Source organism: Demequina sp. NBRC 110056 (assembly GCF_002090155.1).
In the GTDB taxonomy this organism is placed as follows: domain Bacteria; phylum Actinomycetota; class Actinomycetes; order Actinomycetales; family Demequinaceae; genus Demequina.
Map to the genome: position 1 here is coordinate 772,255 of NZ_BBRM01000002.1, position 18,625 is coordinate 790,879.

Sequence of the window (18,625 nt, forward strand, 5' to 3'; positions counted from 1 at the left end):
CCGTTCCGCGAGCTCGGTCTGCCCGACACGCTCGTCGAGGCCCTCGAGGCCGCGGGGATGGTCACGGCCTTCCCCATCCAGTCCGCCACCATCGCCGATGCGTTGGCTGGCAGGGACGTGCTCGGCAAGGCCCGCACGGGGTCGGGGAAGACGCTCGGCTTCGGCCTTCCCGCGATCGCTCGGCTCGCTCAGACGGGTCGGGCGGAGCCGGGGCGTCCCCGCGCCATCGTGCTCGTGCCGACGCGCGAGCTCGCGATGCAGGTCAACGACGCGCTCGAGCCCTTCGCCCACGCCATGCAGGTGTCGCTGCGCCTAGTCGCCGGCGGGCTGTCGATGTCCAAGCAGGTGCGCTCGCTCGAGCGCGGCGTGCACCTGCTCGTCGCGACCCCGGGTCGCCTGGCCGACCTCGTGCGCCGCGGCCATGCGGACCTGTCCGAGGCGGAGCTCGTCGTCCTCGACGAGGCCGACCACATGGCGGACATGGGGTTCATGGACGAGATCGAGGAGATCCTCGCGGGTGTGCCCGCGGGCGGCCAGCGGCTGCTGTTCTCCGCGACGCTCGACGGTGACGTCGACCGCCTCGTCTCCGCGTACATGGAGGACCCCGTCCTGCACGACGTCACCGAGGGCGACGACGCCCCGTCGACGCTGCGCCACGTGGTGCTCAACGTGCCGCCGCACATCAAGTACCAGATCGCCACGCGCATCGTCGCTCGCGAGGGCCGCACGATCGTCTTCGTGCGCTCGAAGCTCGCGTGCGACCGGATCGCGGGCGAGATGCGCGACGCCGGCGTGCTCGCGGTCGCGCTTCACGGCGACAAGACCCAGCACGACCGCAACTTCGCGATCACCGGCTTCCGTGCCGGACAGATCCCGGTGCTCGTAGCGACCGACGTCGCGGCGCGAGGCATCCACGTCGACCACGTCGACCTCGTGCTCCAGATGGACCCGCCGAGCAACCACAAGGACTACACGCATCGCGCCGGACGCACCGCTCGCGCCGGCGCGGACGGCCTCGTCGTGACCTTCGCGCTTCCCCACCAGCGCAAGGGCGTCGACCGGCTCATCGAGATGGCCGGGGTGGACGCCACCTTCCGCAAGCTGCGCGGCGAGGATGAGGACTCCCTCCGCATCGTCGAGGAGCTCACTGGCGCCCAGGAGCCGTCTGGCATCCCTGTCGACGAGCCTCGCCCCTCCGGCGGTCGCCCCGAGCGCGGTGGTCGTGGCGGAGGCCGCGGCGATCGCGTTCGTGACCGCGGAGACCGCCGCGACAGGCCGTCCCGTGGGGAGCAGGGACGACGTCCCACGCATTCACGGTCCTCGGATGGAGCGCGCGCCTCCGCGCAGCACGTGAGCTCGCGCGCACGGGCGGAGCTCGATGCCCGCGAGCAGTCGATCGAGCAGCGCGAGCGCGAGCTGGCGTTGCGCGAGCAGAACATGGCTGACCGCGAGCGGGCCGCGACCCGGCCGCGACGGGACAGCCGTTCGCACGGCGACGAGCGTGGCGGCCGCGACGGCCGCGACGCAGGCGGCAAGGGTCGCGCCGGCGGAACGCGCAACTCGCGAAACGACGGCCGTGGCCAACGACGCAGCAGCGACGGGCGCGCGCGGTCGGGCGACCGGCGCAGCGATGGTCGACGCGGAGACGACCGCTGGGACGGCGACCGCACTTCCAGGCGCGACTCGGGCGAGCGCGACGGGCGACGCTCGGGTGGCCGCGACCAGGGTCGCTGGAGCGACGAGCGCCGCAGCGGTGGCTGGGACCGCGACGACGAGCGGGGCCAGCGTCGCGACGCGGGTGGGCGCTCGCGTTCGCGAGGCACTTGGAGCGACGAGCGCGCTGGCGCGCCTCGGGGCAAGCGCTTCGACGATCGTGGTGGGCGAGACGACCGACGGGCCGACCGCGCACCGCGCGGAGCAGCCGATGACCGGCGCCGCCCAGCCGACGACGGCTCGCGTTCGTGGAGCGACGGCGACCCGGGACGCGGCGCTTCTGGCGCCAAGGGCTCCGGCGGGAAGAAGGCGGGCGGCAAGAAGTCGTCGGGGAAGAAGTCGGCCGGCAAGAAGACCACCGGCCGCAGCGGCAAGCCGCGCCCCAAGAAGAAGCACTAGTCCCCGGGAGCCTCGGAGCGCACGTCTCCCTGGCCGGATGCGTCACAGCGCCTGTCGCACCCAGTGTCGCCCCGCAAGGCTCGGGCCGCTAGCCGTCAGTACCTTGGCGCCGTGATGGTGGCTCACTGTCGTGTTTGAGCGAGGCGTGTCACCCGATGGTGCCTGAGCGTCGCTGACACCGGACGCCACGAGGTGCGCTCCCCCGGAGTCGTCGCGCCCCGATGGTGGCTCGCTGTCGCTTTGGCGCCACCCGTGTCACCTGATGGTGTTCGGGCGTCGGGTGAGCGGCACCAACCGTCGAACGGCCGCGTTCAGTCGCGCGCGGCGTCCTCTGCGCGAAGTCGCGAGATCGCGGACTCGAAGTCGTCGAGCGTCTCGAATGCCTGGTAGACGCTTGCGAACCGGAGGTAGGCGATCTCATCGAGCTCGCGCAGCGGAGGCAGGATCGCGAGGCCGATGTCGGTGGCGTCGATCTCCGCCTGGCCCGAAGCGCGGATGGACTCCTCGACCTTGTGCGCCAGCAGTGCGAGGTCGTCGTCGCTGACGGGACGGCCTTGGCACGCCTTGCGCACACCGGACATGACCTTGTCTCGGCTGAAGGACTCGACCACTCCGTTGCGCTTCACGACCGAGAGACTCGCGTTCTCGACCGTGGTGAACCGCTTGCCGCAGTTGGGGCACTCGCGCCGCCGGCGGATCGAAAGGCCATCGTCGGCCGTCCGGGAGTCCACCACACGCGAATCGGGGTTGCGACAGAAGGGGCAGTGCATGGCACTACTCTGCCACGCGCGCGCTGCGCCCCTGGCCGCGTCGTTTGGCGACACTGAGCCACCATCAGGTGACGCGCGCCTCGCGAAACCGACAGCCCACCACCATCTGTGCGCTAACGAACGGGGGTGGCACGCCATGGGTGAGCCGGGCTCGCGGGTCAGCCGGGCGCGCAGGTCAAGCGCACCTCGTTGACCGACACTGAGCCACCATCAGGTGACGCGCGCCTCGCGAAACCGACAGCCCACCACCATCTGTGCGCTAACGAACGGGGGTGGCACGCCTTGGGTGAGCCGGGCTCGCGGGTCAGACGGGCGCACAGGCTAAGCGCGCCTCGCGAAACCGACGCTCAGCCACCATCGGGCGACACGCGCCTCGCGAAACCGACAGCCAGCCACCATCTGAACGCTAAGGAACTGGAGTGGCAGGCGACGCGCGGGTCAGCCGGGCTCGCGAGACCAGACGGGCTCGCGGGTCAGACGACCTCGCGAATCAGCCGACCTCGGGGAGCAGGAGCTGCTGGCCCGCCTGGAGCGAGGCGCCCTGCATCGCGTTGACGGTCTGGATATCTGCGACCACGTCGCGGACGTCCACGCCCTCGGGGGTGATGCTCGCGGCGATCGACCACAGGGTCTCGCCTGACGACACCGTGTAGCTGTCGAGCACCGGCGGGACCTCGTCGCCGGCGTTCGCGATCGCCTGCGGGGCGAGGAACGCGCCGAGCACGAGGAGCAGGACCACGACGATGCCGCGGCGGCGGGCGCGGGCGGCAGGCGTCTGGATGGCGGAGATGCGGACGCGCCCCGACTCGGGTCGCACGGCCTGAGGTCGGCGCGCCGGCGTCGACGCCGGGGCAACCATCCGGACGGGCGCGGTGCGTGCACAATGGATGGCGATCGGCGAGGTCATCGCGTAGGCAGTCATCTCTTCCTCCGTTCGAACATATGTTCGTCGAACACGTGTTCTAGTTGTAGCATCCACCGGCGACACTCGCAAGACTCGCTCGAACATATGTTTGATTTCGCCTCGCGAGTGCCCTACCGTCATGGAAGACACCTCATCACCGGGGTCTGACATCGATGCAGGAGGAGACATGGGCGAGCGCAGCGAGGGCGCGACCATCCACCAGTTCCCGAGCGCCCCTGGGGAGCGCCTGACCGACCGTCAGCGGCGCATCCTCGAGACCATCAGGGACTCCGTGGAGTCGCGTGGCTATCCCCCGTCGATGCGCGAGATCGGCGAGGCGGTGGGCCTCACCTCCACCTCATCGGTCAAGCACCAGCTGTCGGCGCTCGAGACCAAGGGCTACCTGCGGCGCGACCCGCACCGCCCGCGCGCGATCGAGGTCGTTCTGCCCGGCGAGGAGTCTCAGGAGACGGCCGCCCCCGAGCCGAGCACCGCATCGTCGCCGTCCGCGGCTCCGGTCGAGCGCGACGACGTCTCGATGGTGCCGCTCGTCGGCCGCATCGCCGCCGGTGGCCCAGTCCTCGCCGACCAGGCCGTGGAGGACATCTTCGCCCTCCCCAAGCAGCTCACGGGCGACGGTGAGCTGTTCATGCTCAACGTCACCGGAGACTCGATGATCGACGCCGCGATCTGCGACGGCGACTGGGTCGTGGTGCGGCGCCAGAACACCGCGGAGAACGGCGACATCGTCGCGGCGCTGCTCGACGACGAGGCCACGGTGAAGACGTTCCGCCACAAGGACGGTCAGGTGTGGCTCATGCCGCACAACCCGCTCTACACGCCGATCGACGGCACCCACGCGTCCATCATGGGCAAGGTCGTCTCCGTCCTGCGTCGCGTCTGAGGCGCGACTCGAGCACAGCCACAGCCCAGCACGCGCATCGGCGCTGCTGAGGCAGCCGCGGTGCCCTGAGACAGGGCGGCGGTCAGGACTCCTGGCGCCAGCCGTCCTGCCAGTGGAACCCGCCCCTGATCGCCTCGCGCATCGCCTTCATCGCGTTGGCGATCGTGGTCTGGTAGACCCGCGACTCGTCCGTGGTCGCCGCGTCGGCGCGCTCCCGGGAGCCCTTCTCGAAGTGCGCGAGGTACTCGGCGAAGCGCTCGCGCTCCTCGCGCTGGCCGCGTGCGTACTCGTCGGTCGTGTCGCTCATGTGGGGTCTCCTTCTGGAAGCACAGCCTAGGCCCTAGTCCCCCGCCGCGGCGTCGAGCCGGCGCAGCGCGTCGAGGACCACGGTGCGGTCGGACGTGCCCCACAGCGGCGGCATCGATCGTGCGAGGTATCCGCCGTAGCGGGCGGTCGCGAGCCGCGAGTCGAGCACGGCCACGACGCCCCGATCACCGTGGGTGCGGATGAGCCGCCCGGCGCCCTGTGCCATGAGCAGCGCGGCATGCGTCGCCGAGACGGCCATGAAGCCGTTGCCGCCCGACTGCGCGACGGCTTCGGTGCGGGCCTGCGCGATCGGCTCATCGGGACGCGGGAACGGGATCCGGTCGATCACCACGAGCTGCGCCGTGGTCCCGGGCACGTCGATGCCCTGCCACAGCGACGTGGAGCCGAACAGGCAGGCGCGCGGGTCCTCGCGGAAGCGCTCGACGAGCGTGGGCAGCTGGTCATCGAGCTGGTACAAGACGGGCACGTCGAGACGCGCACGCATCGCCTCGGCTGCGGCCTGGCCCGCACGGTGCGACGAGAACAGGCCCAGGGTGCGGCCGCCCGCAGCGGTGATGAGCTCCGCGAGCTCGTCGAGGGCCTCCTCGGAGATGCCGCCGGCGCCCGGGCGGGGCAGGTGCTTGGCGACGTAGAGGATGCCCTGCTTGCCGTAGTCGAAGGGGCTGCCGGCGTCCATCGAGACGGGGTCGTCGATCCCCAGGTGGCGCGCCATCGAGTCGAAGTTGCCGCCTAGGGCGAGGGTCGCCGACGTGAACACGGCCGCCTTGTCCTGGATCAGGCGCTCGCGCACCAGGCCCGCCACATCGAGCGGCGCCGCGACGATGCGCACCGCCTGGCGCGACTCGTAGTCGCCATCAGGAGGCGCCAGCCAGATGACGTACCGGCCGTGCTCCCCGAGCAGCTCCTCGCACACGTCGAACACCTCGGTCACGGCGGCGTGCGCGACCTTGGTGGTCGCCGATGCGCTCTCCCCCGGCCTGCCTCCCTCGCCCTGGTCCTTGCTCAGCTTCTGGAGCTCGGACACCATCGCGCGGGCGGCGGCGCGGGTGAGGTCGATGGCCTCGGCGAGCGCCTCGGGCAGGCCGAGCCGGAGGCGGCCGGGCTCGCAGTCGCCGAGCGCGGCATCGACGGCTCGCGCCGCACGGTCCAGGTCGTCGGACAGCACGCCCACGCGGCGGGCGGCGCTGCCCGCGCGGTCGATGCGCTGGACGGTCAGCTCGTGCGTCGCCGACGACGTGATCCTGGACACGAGCTCGTGCGCCTCGTCGACGATGAGCGCCGCGTGCTCGCCGATCATGTCGTGGCTCGCGGCCTGCACGCCCAGCACCGCGTGGTTGGTGACGACGACCTTCGACCGCGCGGCGTGGTCGCGCACGCGCTGCGAGAAGCACTCCTTGAGCATCGGGCACTTCGACTCGAGGCACTCACGGCCCGTGACGCTCACCTGCGACCACGCCCGGTGCGAGACGCCCGGCACGAGGTCGTCGCGGTCGCCGGTCTCGGTCTCCTCGGCCCAGGCGTGCAGCCGTGCGACCTCCTTGCCGAGCTCGCTCGTCGGACCTGCCTGGATGGGCAGCATGTCGTCGTCCGGCTCGCCGTAGCCGCCGGCCATCTTGTGCCTGCACAGGTAGTTGCCGCGCCCCTTGAACAGCGCCACGTCGGGCCGTCCGCCGAGCTCCGGCTCGAGGGCGTCCAGCACGCGCGGCAGGTCCTTGGTGAAGACCTGGCGCTGCAGTGCGAGCGTCGCGGTCGAGACCACCACCCGCTCGTCGTGGCGCGCCGCATGGGTCACCGCCGGGACCAGGTAGGCGAGCGACTTTCCGGTGCCCGTCCCCGCCTGGATGAGGGCGTGCTCGCGGTGCGACAGCGCCCTCTCCACGGCGCGGGTCATGGCGGTCTGGCCCTCGCGCTCGGCCCCGCCGAGCGCCGACACCGCGATGCCGAGCAGGCGAGTCGCCTCGGTCTCGTCGGCCTCGTCGCCGGGGAGCGCCGATGCGCGCGCTGGGGTGTCGCCCTCCGTCGCCTCCTCGCCGGGCGAGGCCGCTGCGGAGGTGGCGTCCGGCGCGGCGCCTGCGCCTGTGCTCGCGTCGCCGCCCATAGAGGTCCCCCGGGGCGTCACGAGCGCGTCACCGAGGCGCTCACGCGGCGACGGCGGCGGCGTTCAGGCGGGCAGCGAGCGACTCGTCGACCATCGCGACCAGGCGAGTACCCTCGGGCTCGTGGGTCTCTTCGAGGATCTCGCCGTGGGTGTGCGCCTCGCTGATGAGGTCGCCGCGGGTGTACGGCACGAGGACGTCGATGCGGATCTCCGGACGCGGCAGCTCGCGGCCGATGAGCTCCATGAGTGCCCCGATGCCCTCTCCCGTGAGCGCGGAGACCTCGATGGTCGTCTCGGGACGCGCGCGCAGCCGCATGAGCGTCTCCGGGTCCGCGATGTCGGCCTTGTTGAGCACGATGACCTCGCGCACCTTGTCCGCACCCGGAACGTCGGACAGCACGGTGCGCACGGCGCTGATCTGGCTCTCGGGGTCGGGGTGCGACGCGTCGACGACGTGGAGCATGAGGTCGGCGTGGGCGACCTCCTCGAGCGTCGAGGCGAAGGCCGCGACCAGCTGGTGCGGCAGGTCGCGCACGAACCCGACGGTGTCGGAGACGGTGAAGGCGCGGCCGTCCGGGGTCTCGGAGCGGCGGACGGTGGGGTCGAGCGTGGCGAACAGCGCGTTCTCGACGAGGACGCCGGCGCCCGTCACGCGGTTGAGCAGCGAGGACTTGCCGGCGTTCGTGTAGCCGACGATCGCGACGTTGGGCAGCGCCTGGCGGTTGGCGCGGCGCACCTCGCGCGCCGGCTCCATCGCCTTGATCTGGCGACGCAGCTGCGCCATGCGGGTGTGGATGCGTCGACGGTCGAGCTCGATCTTGGTCTCACCGGGTCCGCGCGATCCCATGCCCGCCCCGGCGCCGCCCACCTGGCCACCGGCCTGACGGGACATCGACTCACCCCAGCCGCGCAGGCGCGGCAGCAGGTACTCGAGCTGGGCGAGCTCGACCTGAGCCTTGCCCTCCTTGGACTTGGCGTGCTGCGCGAAGATGTCGAGGATCAGCGCGGTGCGGTCGATGACCTTGACCTTGACGACGTCCTCGAGCGCGCGGCGCTGGCTGGGGGCGAGGTCGTCGTTGACGACGACGGTGTCCGCGCCGACGGCGGCGACGATCTCGCGCACCTCCTCGGCCTTGCCCTTGCCGATGTACGTCGCGGGGTCGGGATGCGGACGGCGCTGCAGGACGCCGTCGAGCACCTGCGAGCCTGCTGTCTCGGCGAGCGCGGCGAGCTCACGCAGGCCCACCTCGGCGTCGGCGGCGGAGCCGTGCGACCACTGCCCGACGAGGACGACCTTCTCCAGGCGCAGCTGGCGGTACTCGACCTCGGTGATGTCCTCGAGCTCGGTCGACAGGTTGTCGACGCGGCGCAGGGCCGCACGCTCCTCGCGGTCGAACTGGTCGCCGTCGTAGTCGGTCCGGGCGGTGCCGCCCTCAGCCACGGCCGTCCCGGCGCGCGACAGCACTCGCTCGATCACCGCGTCGGCGCGAGAGGGTGCCTGGTCGTCGTGGTCGTACGGGCCGTCGTCGTACGGAAGGGTCTCACTCATGCTGGATCCATTGTCGCATCGGCCGCCGACACGCACCACCAGCGGCGGTACGCTCCTGGCGTGAGCGAGGACCACTACTTCAGCGCCGAGCCGGCGTCCGCCGACGAACGACGCGTGATCTCCGTGAACCTCGCCGGCCGCGAGGTCGACGTCGAGACCGCGCCGGGGATCTTCTCCCCCGGCCACGTCGACCTCGGCACCCAGGTGCTGCTGCGCCACCTCCCGCCGGCTCCGGCCGGTCAGGTGCTCGACATCGGCTGCGGCTGGGGGCCGCTCGCCCTCACGGCGGCGCTCGGGACGGCCGATGCGCGCGTCACCGCCGTCGACGTCAACCGCCGCTCGCTCGACCTCACCGCCCGCAACGCGGAGCGCCTCGGCGTCGCCGCTCAGGTGACCGCCCTCGAGCCCGACGACGTGCCGACCACCCTCACGTTCGACGCCATCTGGTCGAACCCGCCGATCCGCATCGGGAAGGCGGCCCTGCACGAGCTGCTCGCGACGTGGCTTCCGCGCCTCGCGCCGGGCGGCGAGGCCTGGCTCGTCGTGCAGCGCAACCTCGGCGCCGACTCGCTCGCGCGGTGGATCGGCGAGCAGGGCTGGGGAGAGATCGAGAAGGTGGCGAGCGCCAAGGGCTTCCGCGTGCTGCGTGTCACCCGCCGTGCCAGCTGAGCGCGCATCGGCCCTTCCCCTCCGAGCACGACAGTGGACCCACCTTCACCCTGAAGCTTGCCGAAAGGATGAAAGTGGGCCCACTCTCGTCAGGGGAAGGGGTTGGCGGAGGTGGTCAGATCCGCTCGCCGCGCTCCGCCGCGTCGGCGATCCGCTCGATCCGCGCCGCGCGCGTCGCCTCCCGCTTGGCGAGCACGAGCTGCGCGAGCGCGTACTTGCGCGCGGACGGCGGGAAGGCGTCGAAGTGTGCGCGGGCGCCGGGTCGCGCCTCGAGCGCCGCGGCGAGGTCGGGCGGGACCACCAGGTCCTCGACGTCGTCGAGCAACGTCCACGATCCGTCCTGCTTCGCCCGCGCGATGGCCGCAGCGCCTGCAGGCTCGATGAGGCCCGCGGCCTCGAGCTCTGCGATGCGCGCCTTGTTGGGCCGCGACCAGCCCGAGCCCTTCTTGCGCGGCGCGCAGTAGAGCATGGTGCGCTCGTCGTCGACCTTGCCCGCCGTCGAGTCGACCCAGCCGAAGCAGAGCAGCTCGCGCACGAGGTCGTCGTACTCCATCTCGACCCGGCCGCTCTTGGCGGTCCAGCGCACCACCCACACGCCCGCGGTGCGGGTGTGGTGGGCGGCGAGCCACGCGCGACACTCGGCCGCGCTCTCGGGATGGATGCGCTCGCGCCCGTCGGGCGCCGCGTCGACGGGGTGCATCGCTCGGCACTCCCCCGGTCAGGCGCGCACGGCGCCCGCGGGCGCCGCCTGAGCCACGACCGAGGGCGAGGCGAGCGACACGTCGACCTCGCCGTCCGCGACCAGCACCGCGGGTCCCTCGAGCACCGTCCGCGTGCCGACCACCCGGACGGTCACCATGCCGCCGGGGACCTCGACGTCCCACACGTCGGGGGCGCCCTCGCCGGCCCACGAACGCACCGCGAGCGCCGCCGCGCAGGCGCCGGTGCCGCAGGACCGCGTCTCGCCCGAGCCGCGCTCGTGCACGCGCATCCGGACCCGCCCCCGCTCCACGCCGTCGCGGACCTCACCGCCGCGGGTGACCACGAACTCGACGTTGGATCCCGCGGGCGGGGTGGGGGTGACGCGCGGCGCAGAGGTCAGGTCCAGCGCCTCGAGCTCGTCGGTCGAGGCCAGCGCCACGACGTGGTGAGGGTTGCCGACGTCGATCGACAGGGCGGGGCGCGCGGGGCTCAGCCCGCCAGCCTCGACCTCCGCGTCGAAGCCGCCGGGCGCATCGGCGATGCGGAACTCCCCCATGCCCACGGCGTAGCGTCCCCCGCCGAGAGCCGTGAGGGTGCGGGTGCCGCCGCGGGTGCCGATCGTGAGGCCGCCGCCCAGCTCGGCGCCGGCCTCACGCTCGAGGAAGGCGGCGAACACGCGAGCGCCGTTGCCGCACATCTCCGACGTGGAGCCGTCCGCGTTCCAGTAGTCCATGAACCACGTGTCGGCGCTGAGGCCGGACCCCGCGGAGAGGTGTCCCGCGCGCACGGCACGAATGACGCCGTCGGCTCCCAGGCCGGCGCGGCGGTCGCACAGGAAGCGCACCAGCTCGGGAGTCAGGTCGATCGCGCCGCGCTCGTCGAAGAGCAGCACGAAGTCGTTCTCCGTGCCGTGGCCCTTGGTGAAGCGCAGGTGAGTCATGCCCTCAGGCTACCTGCGGCGCATCGCCAGGACGGCCGATGCGCGGGCTGGCTCAGCCCTCGACCGCGGCCAGGGCGTCGGTCGCCGCGCGCTCGACGTCCGCGCCGTCGCGTGGGGCGTCGATCCACCGCACTCGCGCGTCGGGGCGGAACCACTTCGCCTGGCGTCGCGCGAGGCGCCGCGTCGACTGCTGGATGAGCGCGCGCGTCTGCTCGACGGTGAGCTCGCCGTCGAGGTGGCGCAGCGTCTCCGCATAGCCCACCGCCCGGCGTGCCGTCACGCCGTCTCTCAGTCCTGCCGCCTCGAGGGACCGCACCTCGTTGACGAGGCCCGCGTCCCACATGTGGTCGACGCGCCTCTCGATGCGCGGGTCGAGCACGTCGTAGTCGAGCCGCAGCCCGATCTGGACCGCCGGGATCTCGTACTCGTGCGTGGGCAGCGTCGACGAGAACGGCCGTCCCGTCAGCTCGATGACCTCGAGCGCACGCACGATGCGCTTGGCGTTCTGCGCGGGGATGCGCGCAGCGGCGTCGGGGTCTGCCGCGGCGAGCTCGCGGTGCAGGATGCCCGGGCCCTCGACCTCCGCCCGTGCCTCGAGGCGGGCCCGCACCTGCGGATCGGTGGGCGGGAACTCGAAGCGGTCGAGCAGCGCACGGACGTACAGGCCCGAGCCGCCGACGACGACGGCCCGTCCGCCGCGCGCGTGGATCGCGTCGATGTCGGCCCGTGCCTCGCGCTGGAAGCGCGCCACCGAGGCGTCCTCCGTGACGTCGAGCGTGTCGAGCTGGTGGTGCGGGATGCCCCGGCGCTCCTCGGCCGTGAGCTTGGCGGTGCCGATGTCCATGCCTCGGTAGAACTGCATCGAGTCAGCGTTGACGACCTCGCCGCCGAGCCTCTCGGCGAGCGCGAGCGACAGCGCGGACTTGCCGGTCGCCGTGGCCCCCACCAGCGCGATCGCACGGGGCGCGGCGACACGGTCGGGTGCGGGCGCCGATGCGCGCTCGGCCTGGGCGCTCACGGGCGGCTCAGGCGCCGCGCGCGGCGTTCGCGGGGCGCAGCGTCGGCATGCCGAGCCCCACGGGGCCGCCGGGCGCCGGGGTGCCGGTGCCGCAGGCGCTGCCGCAACCGCCCGACGTGTGGTCGTGCTCGCCCGACTGCACGCCGTCCCAGGCGTCGCCCGCCCGGGTGCGGCGGACGGCGTAGGTGCCGCCGGCGATGCCGCTGTCCGCGATGAGGTGGTGCGGGGCGCCGTGCGTGACGTCGACCGTGACGAGGTCGCCGGGGCGCGGAGACTCCGCGCCGTCGGGCACGGTGAAGTGCACGAGGCGGTTGTCGGGAGCGCGTCCAGACAGCCTGGCGTGCGCGGAGTCCTTGCGACCTCCGGACGCCTTGCCGGACGAGTCGAGGACGAGCAGCTCGACGGTACGGCCGACGAGGGCCTGGTTCTCCTCGAGCGAGATCCTCTCCTGGAGCTCCTGGAGGCGCCCGAAGCGCTCCTTCATCACGTCCGCCGGGATCTCGGGCAGCTCGTAGGACGGGGTCCCCGGGCGCGGCGAGTATTGGAAGGTGAAGGCGCTCGAGAATCGCGAGGCCTCGACCACCCGCAGGGTGTCCTCGAAGTCTTCGTCCGTCTCGCCCGGGAAGCCGACGATGATGTCGGTGGTGATCGCCGCGTCCGGCATGGCGTCGCGCACCTTGTCGAGGATCCCCAGGAACTTCGACGAGCGGTACGACCGGCGCATGGCGCGCAGCACCGCGTCAGAGCCCGACTGCAGGGGCATGTGCAGGCTGGGCATGACGTTGGGGGTCTCCGCCATCGCCTGGATCACGTCGTCGGTGAACGCCGCAGGGTGGGGCGAGGTGAACCGGACGCGCTCGAGGCCGTCGATGTCGCCGCACGCGCGCAGCAGCTTGGCGAACGCGCCGCGGTCGCCGAACTCGACTCCGTAGGAGTTGACGTTCTGGCCCAGCAACGTGATCTCGACGACGCCCTGAGACACGAGCGCCTCGATCTCGGCGAGGATCTCGCCCGGTCGCCGGTCGCGCTCCTTGCCCCGCAGGCTCGGCACGATGCAGAAGGTGCACGTGTTGTTGCAGCCCACCGAGATCGACACCCAGCCGCTCGCGATGGCATCACGGCGGCTCGGCAGGGTCGAAGGGAAGACCTGGAGCGACTCCTCGATCTCCACCTGCGCCTCAGCGTTGTGCCGGGCGCGGTCGAGCAGGGCGGGCAGCACGTCGAGGTTGTGCGTGCCGAAGACCACATCGACCCACGGCGCCTTCTCCACGATCTCGCCGCGGTCCTTCTGCGCGAGGCAGCCGCCCACGGCGATCTGCATGCCGGGCCGCTCGGCCTTCGCGGAAGCGAGCTGGCCGAGGTTGCCGTAGAGGCGGGTGGCGGCGTTCTCGCGCACCGCGCACGTGTTGATCACGACGACGTCCGCGACGTCTGCCCCCGCGGGCGCGGCGACGTAGCCGGCGCCCTCGAGGAGGCCGGCCATGTGCTCGGAGTCGTGGACGTTCATCTGGCACCCGAGCGTCCGGACGAGGTACGTGGGTGCGAGTGCGGTGTCAGTCATGCCTACCCTGCGACGGCATCCGCGCGTAGCTCACGGATGACGGTCACCTTGATCTCTCCAGCGAAGCTGAAGTCCTTGCTGATGTGCTCAGCAATTGTACGCGCCAGGTCTCGCGTGCCCGCGTCGTCGACGATGTCGGGCTCCACGACGACGCGCACCTCGCGACCGGCTGCCATCGCGACCACCTTGACGACGCCCGCGTGCTCGGCGACCAGGTGCTCGAGGCTCTCCATGCGCTCGACGTAGCCATCGGAGTCCTCGCGGCGGGCGCCGGGGCGCGACGCGGACACCGCGTCGGCGATCTGCACGATCACGGCCTCGAGGGTCTGCTGCGGGACCTCGTCGTGGTGCGCGGCGATGGCGTTCACGACCTCGCCGCTCTCGCCGTGCTCGCGGGCGAGCTGGGCACCGATCGCCGCGTGGGTGCCGTCGCGGTCGTGGCTGAACGCCTTGCCGATGTCGTGCAGGAACGCCGACCGTCGTGCCAGCTCGACGTCGGCGCCGATCTCGCGCGCGATGTCGGCGGCGATGCGCGCCGACTCCACAAGGTGGCTGAGCACGTTCTGGCCGTACGAGGTCCTGAGTCGAAGCCGGCCGAGCGTCGAGACCAGCTCCTGGCTGATGCCGCGCACGCCGGCGCTCTCGATGGCGTCGAGTCCCGCGTCGAGGTGGCGCTGGTCGACGTCGTCGACCGCGCGCGCATACGCGGCCTCGACACGCTGGGGCTGGATGCGGCCGTCCTCGATGAGGTCGCGCAGCGTGACCTCGGCGATCTCCCGGCGCTCCACGTCGAACGACGACAGCTGGACGGCGTTGACTCCGTCCTCGACCATCACGTTGACGCCGGTGAGCGACTCGAAGGCGCGGATGTTGCGCCCCTCGCGTCCGATGATGCGGCCCTTCATCTCCTCGCTCGGGAGGTCGATCCAGGTGGTCGAGGTCTCGGTCACGGCCTCGCCCGTCTGGCGCTGCATCGCCTGCACGAGCACCTCGCGGGCACGCTGCTGGGCCGTCTCGCGAGTCGAGCGCTCGATCCGGCGCACCTCGGACATGGCTGCGTCCTTGGCAGCCTGCACCTGCTCCGCGACGAGGCGTTCGCGCGCCTCCGCCGCCGTGAGCCCGGCGACCGCCGCGAGTGCCTCGCGCTCACGGTGCTCGAGCGAGGAGCGCTGGTCCGCGAGCCGGCGCTCGTCGCGCGCGACCACGGTGGCGCGCTCGTCGAGAGCACGCTGGAACTTCTGCGAGGCGCGCTGATCGCCGGCGAGGTCCTTCTCGCGCTGGGCGACGCGCTCCTCGCGGCGCTGGGCCTCGGAGTGCAGGTCGCGGGCCTCCTCGCGCATCGCCTGCGTCTCCGCGGACGTCGAGCGACGGATCTCCGCGGCCTCGCGCCTGGCGAAGTGCACCACGAGCACGGACGCGAGGAGAAGCAGCAGGGTCGCGACGGTCGCGATCAGCTGTGGCACCGCGGTCCTCCTCGCATCAGGGCATGCTACTCGCCTGCTCTATCGGCACGTTGGAGCTCCTTCACAACCCCGAATGCGACGTCAGGCGAGTATCCCTTGCGCCCGAGCATCGCGACGACCCGTCTGACGCGGGTCTGGTCGTCGTGGCCCTCCAAGGACCTCCAACGCTTGGCCGCGAGGGATCGTGCCGCATCCTGCTCGTCGTCGCCGCTGATCTGCTCGAGCGCCGCCTCGATGTCGTCGTGCTCGAAGCCCTTGCGCCGCAGCTCCTGCGAGATAGCGCGCCGCGAGGCTCCACGTTCGGCGTGACGCGTGCGGGCGATCGATCCGGCGAGCGCGGCGTCGTCGAGCAGCCCCACCTCGAGGTAGCGCGCGATGATCTCGTCGGCGATCGCGGGCTCGACCTCGCGCTTGAGCAGCCCCTCGCGCAGCTGCGAGGACGAGCGCGCTGAGTGCGTGAGGAGCCTCAGCGCGATCTCCCGCGCGCGCTCGGCAGGGTCCACGGGTGTCGTGGGTGCGGACTGCTGCCGAGCGCGCGGGGACATCGATGCGCGACTCAGAAGGTCGCGCGCTCCTTGGCGGCCTTGGCGGCCGCCTGGGTCTCGTCCTCGGGCGCGACCTGCGGCGACTGGTCGCCCTCGCCTGCCGCGACGCCGATGCCGAGCTTGGTCTTGATCTTCTTCTCGATCTCGACCGCGAGCTCCGGGTTGTCCTTGAGGAAGTTGCGGGCGTTCTCCTTGCCCTGGCCGAGCTGGTCGCCCTCGTAGGTGTACCAGGCACCCGACTTCTTCACGAAGCCGTGCTCGACGCCGAGGTCGATGATGCCGCCCTCCTTCGAGATGCCCTGGCCGTAGAGGATGTCGAACTCCGCCTGCTTGAACGGCGGCGCCATCTTGTTCTTCACGACCTTGACGCGGGTGCGGTTGCCGACGGGCTCGGTGCCCTCCTTGAGGGTCTCGATGCGGCGCACGTCGAGGCGCACCGACGAGTAGAACTTCAGCGCCTTGCCGCCCGTGGTGGTCTCGGGCGAGCCGAAGAACACGCCGATCTTCTCGCGCAGCTGGTTGATGAAGATCGCGGTGGTGCCGGTCGTGTTGAGCGCGCCGGTGATCTTGCGCAGCGCCTGCGACATCAGTCGGGCCTGGAGGCCCACGTGACTGTCGCCCATCTCACCCTCGATCTCGGCCTTGGGCACGAGCGCCGCGACCGAGTCGATGACGAGGACGTCGACGCCGCCGGAGCGCACGAGGATGTCCGCGATCTCGAGGGCCTGCTCACCGGTGTCGGGCTGCGACACGATGAGGCTGTCGGTGTCGACGCCGAGCTTCTTCGCGTACTCGGGGTCGAGCGCGTGCTCAGCGTCGATGAACGCTGCGGTGCCACCGGAGCGCTGGACGCTCGCCACCGCGTGCAGGGCGACGGTCGTCTTTCCCGAGGACTCCGGACCGTAGATCTCGACGATGCGGCCCCGCGGAAGCCCGCCGATGCCGAGCGCGATGTCGAGCGCGATCGCGCCCGTGGGGATCGCCTCGACGGCGACGCGCTTCTGCTCGCCCAGGCGCATCGCCGAGCCCTTGCCGAACTGCCTGTCGATCTGTCCGAGCGCTGCCTCCAGCGCCTTCGAGCGGTCTGCCGCCTGTGCCATGTCGTCTCCCAATGCTCTGCGGCATTCCTGCCGCGCCTGACCTTCCATCAGCAACGCTATGACGCGCCTCTGACATCGGCGTCGCGTGGTGCCCGACTCGCTGAGGAGGGGCCGGCGCGACGGCCGTCCTGGGACCAGCGTAATCGAACGCATGTTCGAAGGAAAGCGCACGCGCACGGCGTGTCGCGCGAGCGGCGCGGGCGGCTCGCGGTCAGCGCGGCGGAGGCACGGCGCGCTCGCGCCGTCCCCCGTCGCGACGCTCGAGCGGGACGTCCATCTGATCGCACACGGCGTGCCACACGTCGCGGGGCGCGACCCCGTCAGCCAGGGCCGCATCTGCCGTGCGCGAGTCGAGCCCGTCGAGGGCGAGCTCCCGCGCCAGCGTGCGGGAGTAGGCCTCGCCGAAGACGTCGTCGAGAAGCGCCCAGAACTGGCTGTGGCGCACTAGCGGGCGCGCACCTCGCCGAGCAGCTCGGGAACGGTGTCCGGGATGGTCGGCATGACCGACACGTCGTCGAGCGCCTCGGCGGTCTCGAAGCGGTCGGACACCTCGCGCAGGATCGCGGACATCGGGACGTCCAGCGCCTCACAGATCGAGGCGAGCAGCTCGGAGGAGGCCTCCTTCTGGCCACGCTCGACCTCGGACAGGTAGCCGAGGGAGACACGGGCTCCCGAGGAGATGTCGCGCAGCGTCCTGCCCTGGGTCAGGCGGGCGTCCCTCAGGACGTCGCCGATCTCGTTGCGCAGCACAGGCATGCGGATCCTCCCCGGAGTGGCGCTCAGCTCTTTCACGTCACGTCTAACGCAGGGTACCCCAGCCGTGTTCCCTGAGTCCACGAGGCTCAGGTCACGTTCCGCGCTGAGCGGAACGGCCGATGCGCTCGTCCAACGCCTCGAGCACGAGTCCGAGGGCCGCGGTGACCGCGCCGGCCCTCACCTGGGCGCGGTCACCGGGCACCATGAGGGTCCGCGCCACGGTGCGCCCGTCCGTCGACACGGCGAGGCACACGGTCCCCGGCGCGGCCCCGTCGTGCGCCTCAGGCCCCGCCGCTCCGGTGGTCGCGACGCCCACGTCGGCGCCGGTGACCTCGCGGACTCCCGCGGCCATGGCCGCCGCGGTCGCCTCGGACACGACGCCGTGGTCGCGCAGGAGCGCGGCGTCCACGCCGAGCACGCTGTGCTTGAGCTTCGCGTCGTAGGCGACGACGCCGCCGAGCACCACGGCGGAGGCACCCGGGGTGTCGACGAGAGAGCTGCAGAGCGCTCCCCCGGTCAGCGACTCGGCGGTCGCGAGCGTCACCTGAGCCGCGAGCGCCGCGTCCAGCACCGCGGACGGGGTGACGGGTGCGTCAGGAGCCGGCATCCGCATCGGCCTCCGTGACCGCCGCGGGGGCGCGGGAGGCCCGCGCCGCGGCGACGATGCGGCGGCCGTAGTCGATGCCTGTCACGACCGCCACCACGACAGCGGCGACGAGCGACCACCAGCCGAGGGTGTCGAACCACGCCGGCCCCTCGGGCCACATCAGCAGCGTCAGGGCGAGGAGCTGCAGCACCGTCTTGACCTTGCCCCCCATCGACGCCGCGATCACGGTGTCCGCGGCGACGGCGAGCCGTCCGAGGGTCACGCCGACCTCGCGCACGACCAGGACAGCGAGGGGCCACCACGGGAGCCCGTCGACGATCACCAGGCACGCGAGCCCGCCCAGGATCAGCACCTTGTCCGCGATCGGGTCGGCGAGCTTGCCGAACGAGGACACGACGCCCCAGCGGCGTGCAAGGTAGCCGTCGAGGTAGTCGGTCGCCGCCGCGGCGAGGAAGAGACCCAGGGCCCACCAGCGCATCGGCCCGTCGGCTCCGCCGTCCGCGAGCAGCAGCCACACCACGATCGGCACCGCCACGAGGCGTGCGGCGGTGAGGATGTTGGGGACGGCGGCGCTCACACGCACACCTTAACGGTGGCGGC

Annotated in this window: 19 protein-coding genes; 3 read left to right on the plus strand and 16 right to left on the minus strand. The window is 72.0% G+C overall.

Going from position 1 to position 18,625, the window contains the following annotated elements; genetic code table 11:
- Positions 1 to 57: 57 nt before the first annotated feature.
- Positions 58 to 2,112: a DEAD/DEAH box helicase gene (locus B7K25_RS03600; RefSeq protein ID WP_084104282.1), complete on the plus strand. Its 2,055-nt coding sequence runs from the start codon at positions 58 to 60 to the stop codon at positions 2,110 to 2,112.
- Between the two features lie 311 nt (positions 2,113 to 2,423).
- Here B7K25_RS03600 and nrdR read toward each other — a convergent pair whose 3' ends face one another.
- Positions 2,424 to 2,882: a transcriptional regulator NrdR gene (nrdR, locus tag B7K25_RS03605; protein WP_084104284.1), complete on the minus strand. Its 459-nt coding sequence runs from the start codon at positions 2,880 to 2,882 to the stop codon at positions 2,424 to 2,426.
- Between the two features lie 490 nt (positions 2,883 to 3,372).
- Complete coding sequence (locus B7K25_RS03610; protein WP_159450096.1) at positions 3,373 to 3,804, minus strand: LysM peptidoglycan-binding domain-containing protein; 432 nt, start codon at positions 3,802 to 3,804, stop codon at positions 3,373 to 3,375.
- Between the two features lie 169 nt (positions 3,805 to 3,973).
- Here B7K25_RS03610 and lexA point away from each other — a divergent pair, with 169 nt between their 5' ends.
- Positions 3,974 to 4,690 carry a transcriptional repressor LexA gene (gene lexA / locus B7K25_RS03615; RefSeq protein WP_200807828.1) on the plus strand — a complete coding sequence of 239 codons (717 nt, stop codon included), beginning with the start codon at positions 3,974 to 3,976 and terminating at the stop codon, positions 4,688 to 4,690.
- A gap of 82 nt (positions 4,691 to 4,772) precedes the next feature.
- On the opposite strand, the gene B7K25_RS03620 is transcribed toward lexA, so the two are convergent.
- Genes B7K25_RS03620 through hflX form a run of 3 tightly spaced genes read right to left on the minus strand, consistent with a single transcriptional unit; the run spans position 4,773 to position 8,664 of the window.
- Positions 4,773 to 4,997: a hypothetical protein gene (locus tag B7K25_RS03620; RefSeq protein ID WP_084104288.1), complete on the minus strand. Its 225-nt coding sequence runs from the start codon at positions 4,995 to 4,997 to the stop codon at positions 4,773 to 4,775.
- Positions 4,998 to 5,030: 33 nt separating this feature from the next.
- Positions 5,031 to 7,115: an ATP-dependent DNA helicase gene (locus B7K25_RS03625; RefSeq protein WP_084104290.1), complete on the minus strand. Its 2,085-nt coding sequence runs from the start codon at positions 7,113 to 7,115 to the stop codon at positions 5,031 to 5,033.
- Between the two features lie 40 nt (positions 7,116 to 7,155).
- Positions 7,156 to 8,664 (minus strand): GTPase HflX, encoded by a 1,509-nt coding sequence (gene hflX / locus B7K25_RS03630; protein ID WP_084104292.1) that lies wholly within the window; start codon positions 8,662 to 8,664, stop codon positions 7,156 to 7,158.
- A 60-nt stretch (positions 8,665 to 8,724) separates the two neighbouring features.
- On the opposite strand from hflX, the gene B7K25_RS03635 reads away from it, so the two are divergent.
- On the plus strand, positions 8,725 to 9,333 hold the full coding sequence (locus B7K25_RS03635) for a class I SAM-dependent methyltransferase (RefSeq protein ID WP_084104294.1): 609 nt from the start codon (positions 8,725 to 8,727) through the stop codon (positions 9,331 to 9,333).
- 115 nt (positions 9,334 to 9,448) lie between these two features.
- Here B7K25_RS03635 and B7K25_RS03640 read toward each other — a convergent pair whose 3' ends face one another.
- The 11 genes from B7K25_RS03640 to pgsA form a co-directional block, all read right to left on the minus strand.
- Positions 9,449 to 10,033 (minus strand): YdeI family protein, encoded by a 585-nt coding sequence (locus B7K25_RS03640; RefSeq protein ID WP_084104295.1) that lies wholly within the window; start codon positions 10,031 to 10,033, stop codon positions 9,449 to 9,451.
- Positions 10,034 to 10,051: 18 nt separating this feature from the next.
- On the minus strand, positions 10,052 to 10,975 hold the full coding sequence (gene dapF / locus B7K25_RS03645) for a diaminopimelate epimerase (RefSeq protein WP_084104297.1): 924 nt from the start codon (positions 10,973 to 10,975) through the stop codon (positions 10,052 to 10,054).
- A gap of 52 nt (positions 10,976 to 11,027) precedes the next feature.
- Positions 11,028 to 11,993 carry a tRNA (adenosine(37)-N6)-dimethylallyltransferase MiaA gene (miaA, locus tag B7K25_RS03650; RefSeq protein ID WP_084104298.1) on the minus strand — a complete coding sequence of 322 codons (966 nt, stop codon included), beginning with the start codon at positions 11,991 to 11,993 and terminating at the stop codon, positions 11,028 to 11,030.
- 7 nt (positions 11,994 to 12,000) lie between these two features.
- A complete protein-coding gene (miaB, locus tag B7K25_RS03655; protein WP_084104299.1) occupies positions 12,001 to 13,554 on the minus strand; it encodes a tRNA (N6-isopentenyl adenosine(37)-C2)-methylthiotransferase MiaB in 1,554 nt (517 codons plus the stop codon).
- A 2-nt stretch (positions 13,555 to 13,556) separates the two neighbouring features.
- Positions 13,557 to 15,017 carry a ribonuclease Y gene (gene rny / locus B7K25_RS03660; RefSeq protein WP_084104300.1) on the minus strand — a complete coding sequence of 487 codons (1,461 nt, stop codon included), beginning with the start codon at positions 15,015 to 15,017 and terminating at the stop codon, positions 13,557 to 13,559.
- Between the two features lie 26 nt (positions 15,018 to 15,043).
- A complete protein-coding gene (locus B7K25_RS03665; protein ID WP_159450097.1) occupies positions 15,044 to 15,520 on the minus strand; it encodes a regulatory protein RecX in 477 nt (158 codons plus the stop codon).
- A gap of 53 nt (positions 15,521 to 15,573) precedes the next feature.
- Positions 15,574 to 16,662: a recombinase RecA gene (gene recA / locus B7K25_RS03670; protein ID WP_084104302.1), complete on the minus strand. Its 1,089-nt coding sequence runs from the start codon at positions 16,660 to 16,662 to the stop codon at positions 15,574 to 15,576.
- A gap of 211 nt (positions 16,663 to 16,873) precedes the next feature.
- Positions 16,874 to 17,107, minus strand: coding sequence for a DUF3046 domain-containing protein (locus B7K25_RS03675; protein WP_084104303.1), 234 nt, complete (start codon positions 17,105 to 17,107; stop codon positions 16,874 to 16,876).
- Positions 17,107 to 17,418 carry a helix-turn-helix domain-containing protein gene (locus tag B7K25_RS03680; protein ID WP_084104304.1) on the minus strand — a complete coding sequence of 104 codons (312 nt, stop codon included), beginning with the start codon at positions 17,416 to 17,418 and terminating at the stop codon, positions 17,107 to 17,109. Before B7K25_RS03680 ends, B7K25_RS03675 begins: the two co-directional genes overlap by 1 nt.
- A gap of 91 nt (positions 17,419 to 17,509) precedes the next feature.
- Complete coding sequence (locus tag B7K25_RS03685; RefSeq protein ID WP_371328276.1) at positions 17,510 to 18,025, minus strand: CinA family protein; 516 nt, start codon at positions 18,023 to 18,025, stop codon at positions 17,510 to 17,512.
- Positions 18,012 to 18,602 (minus strand): CDP-diacylglycerol--glycerol-3-phosphate 3-phosphatidyltransferase, encoded by a 591-nt coding sequence (pgsA, locus tag B7K25_RS03690; protein WP_234988060.1) that lies wholly within the window; start codon positions 18,600 to 18,602, stop codon positions 18,012 to 18,014. Before pgsA ends, B7K25_RS03685 begins: the two co-directional genes overlap by 14 nt.
- Positions 18,603 to 18,625 lie beyond the last annotated feature (23 nt).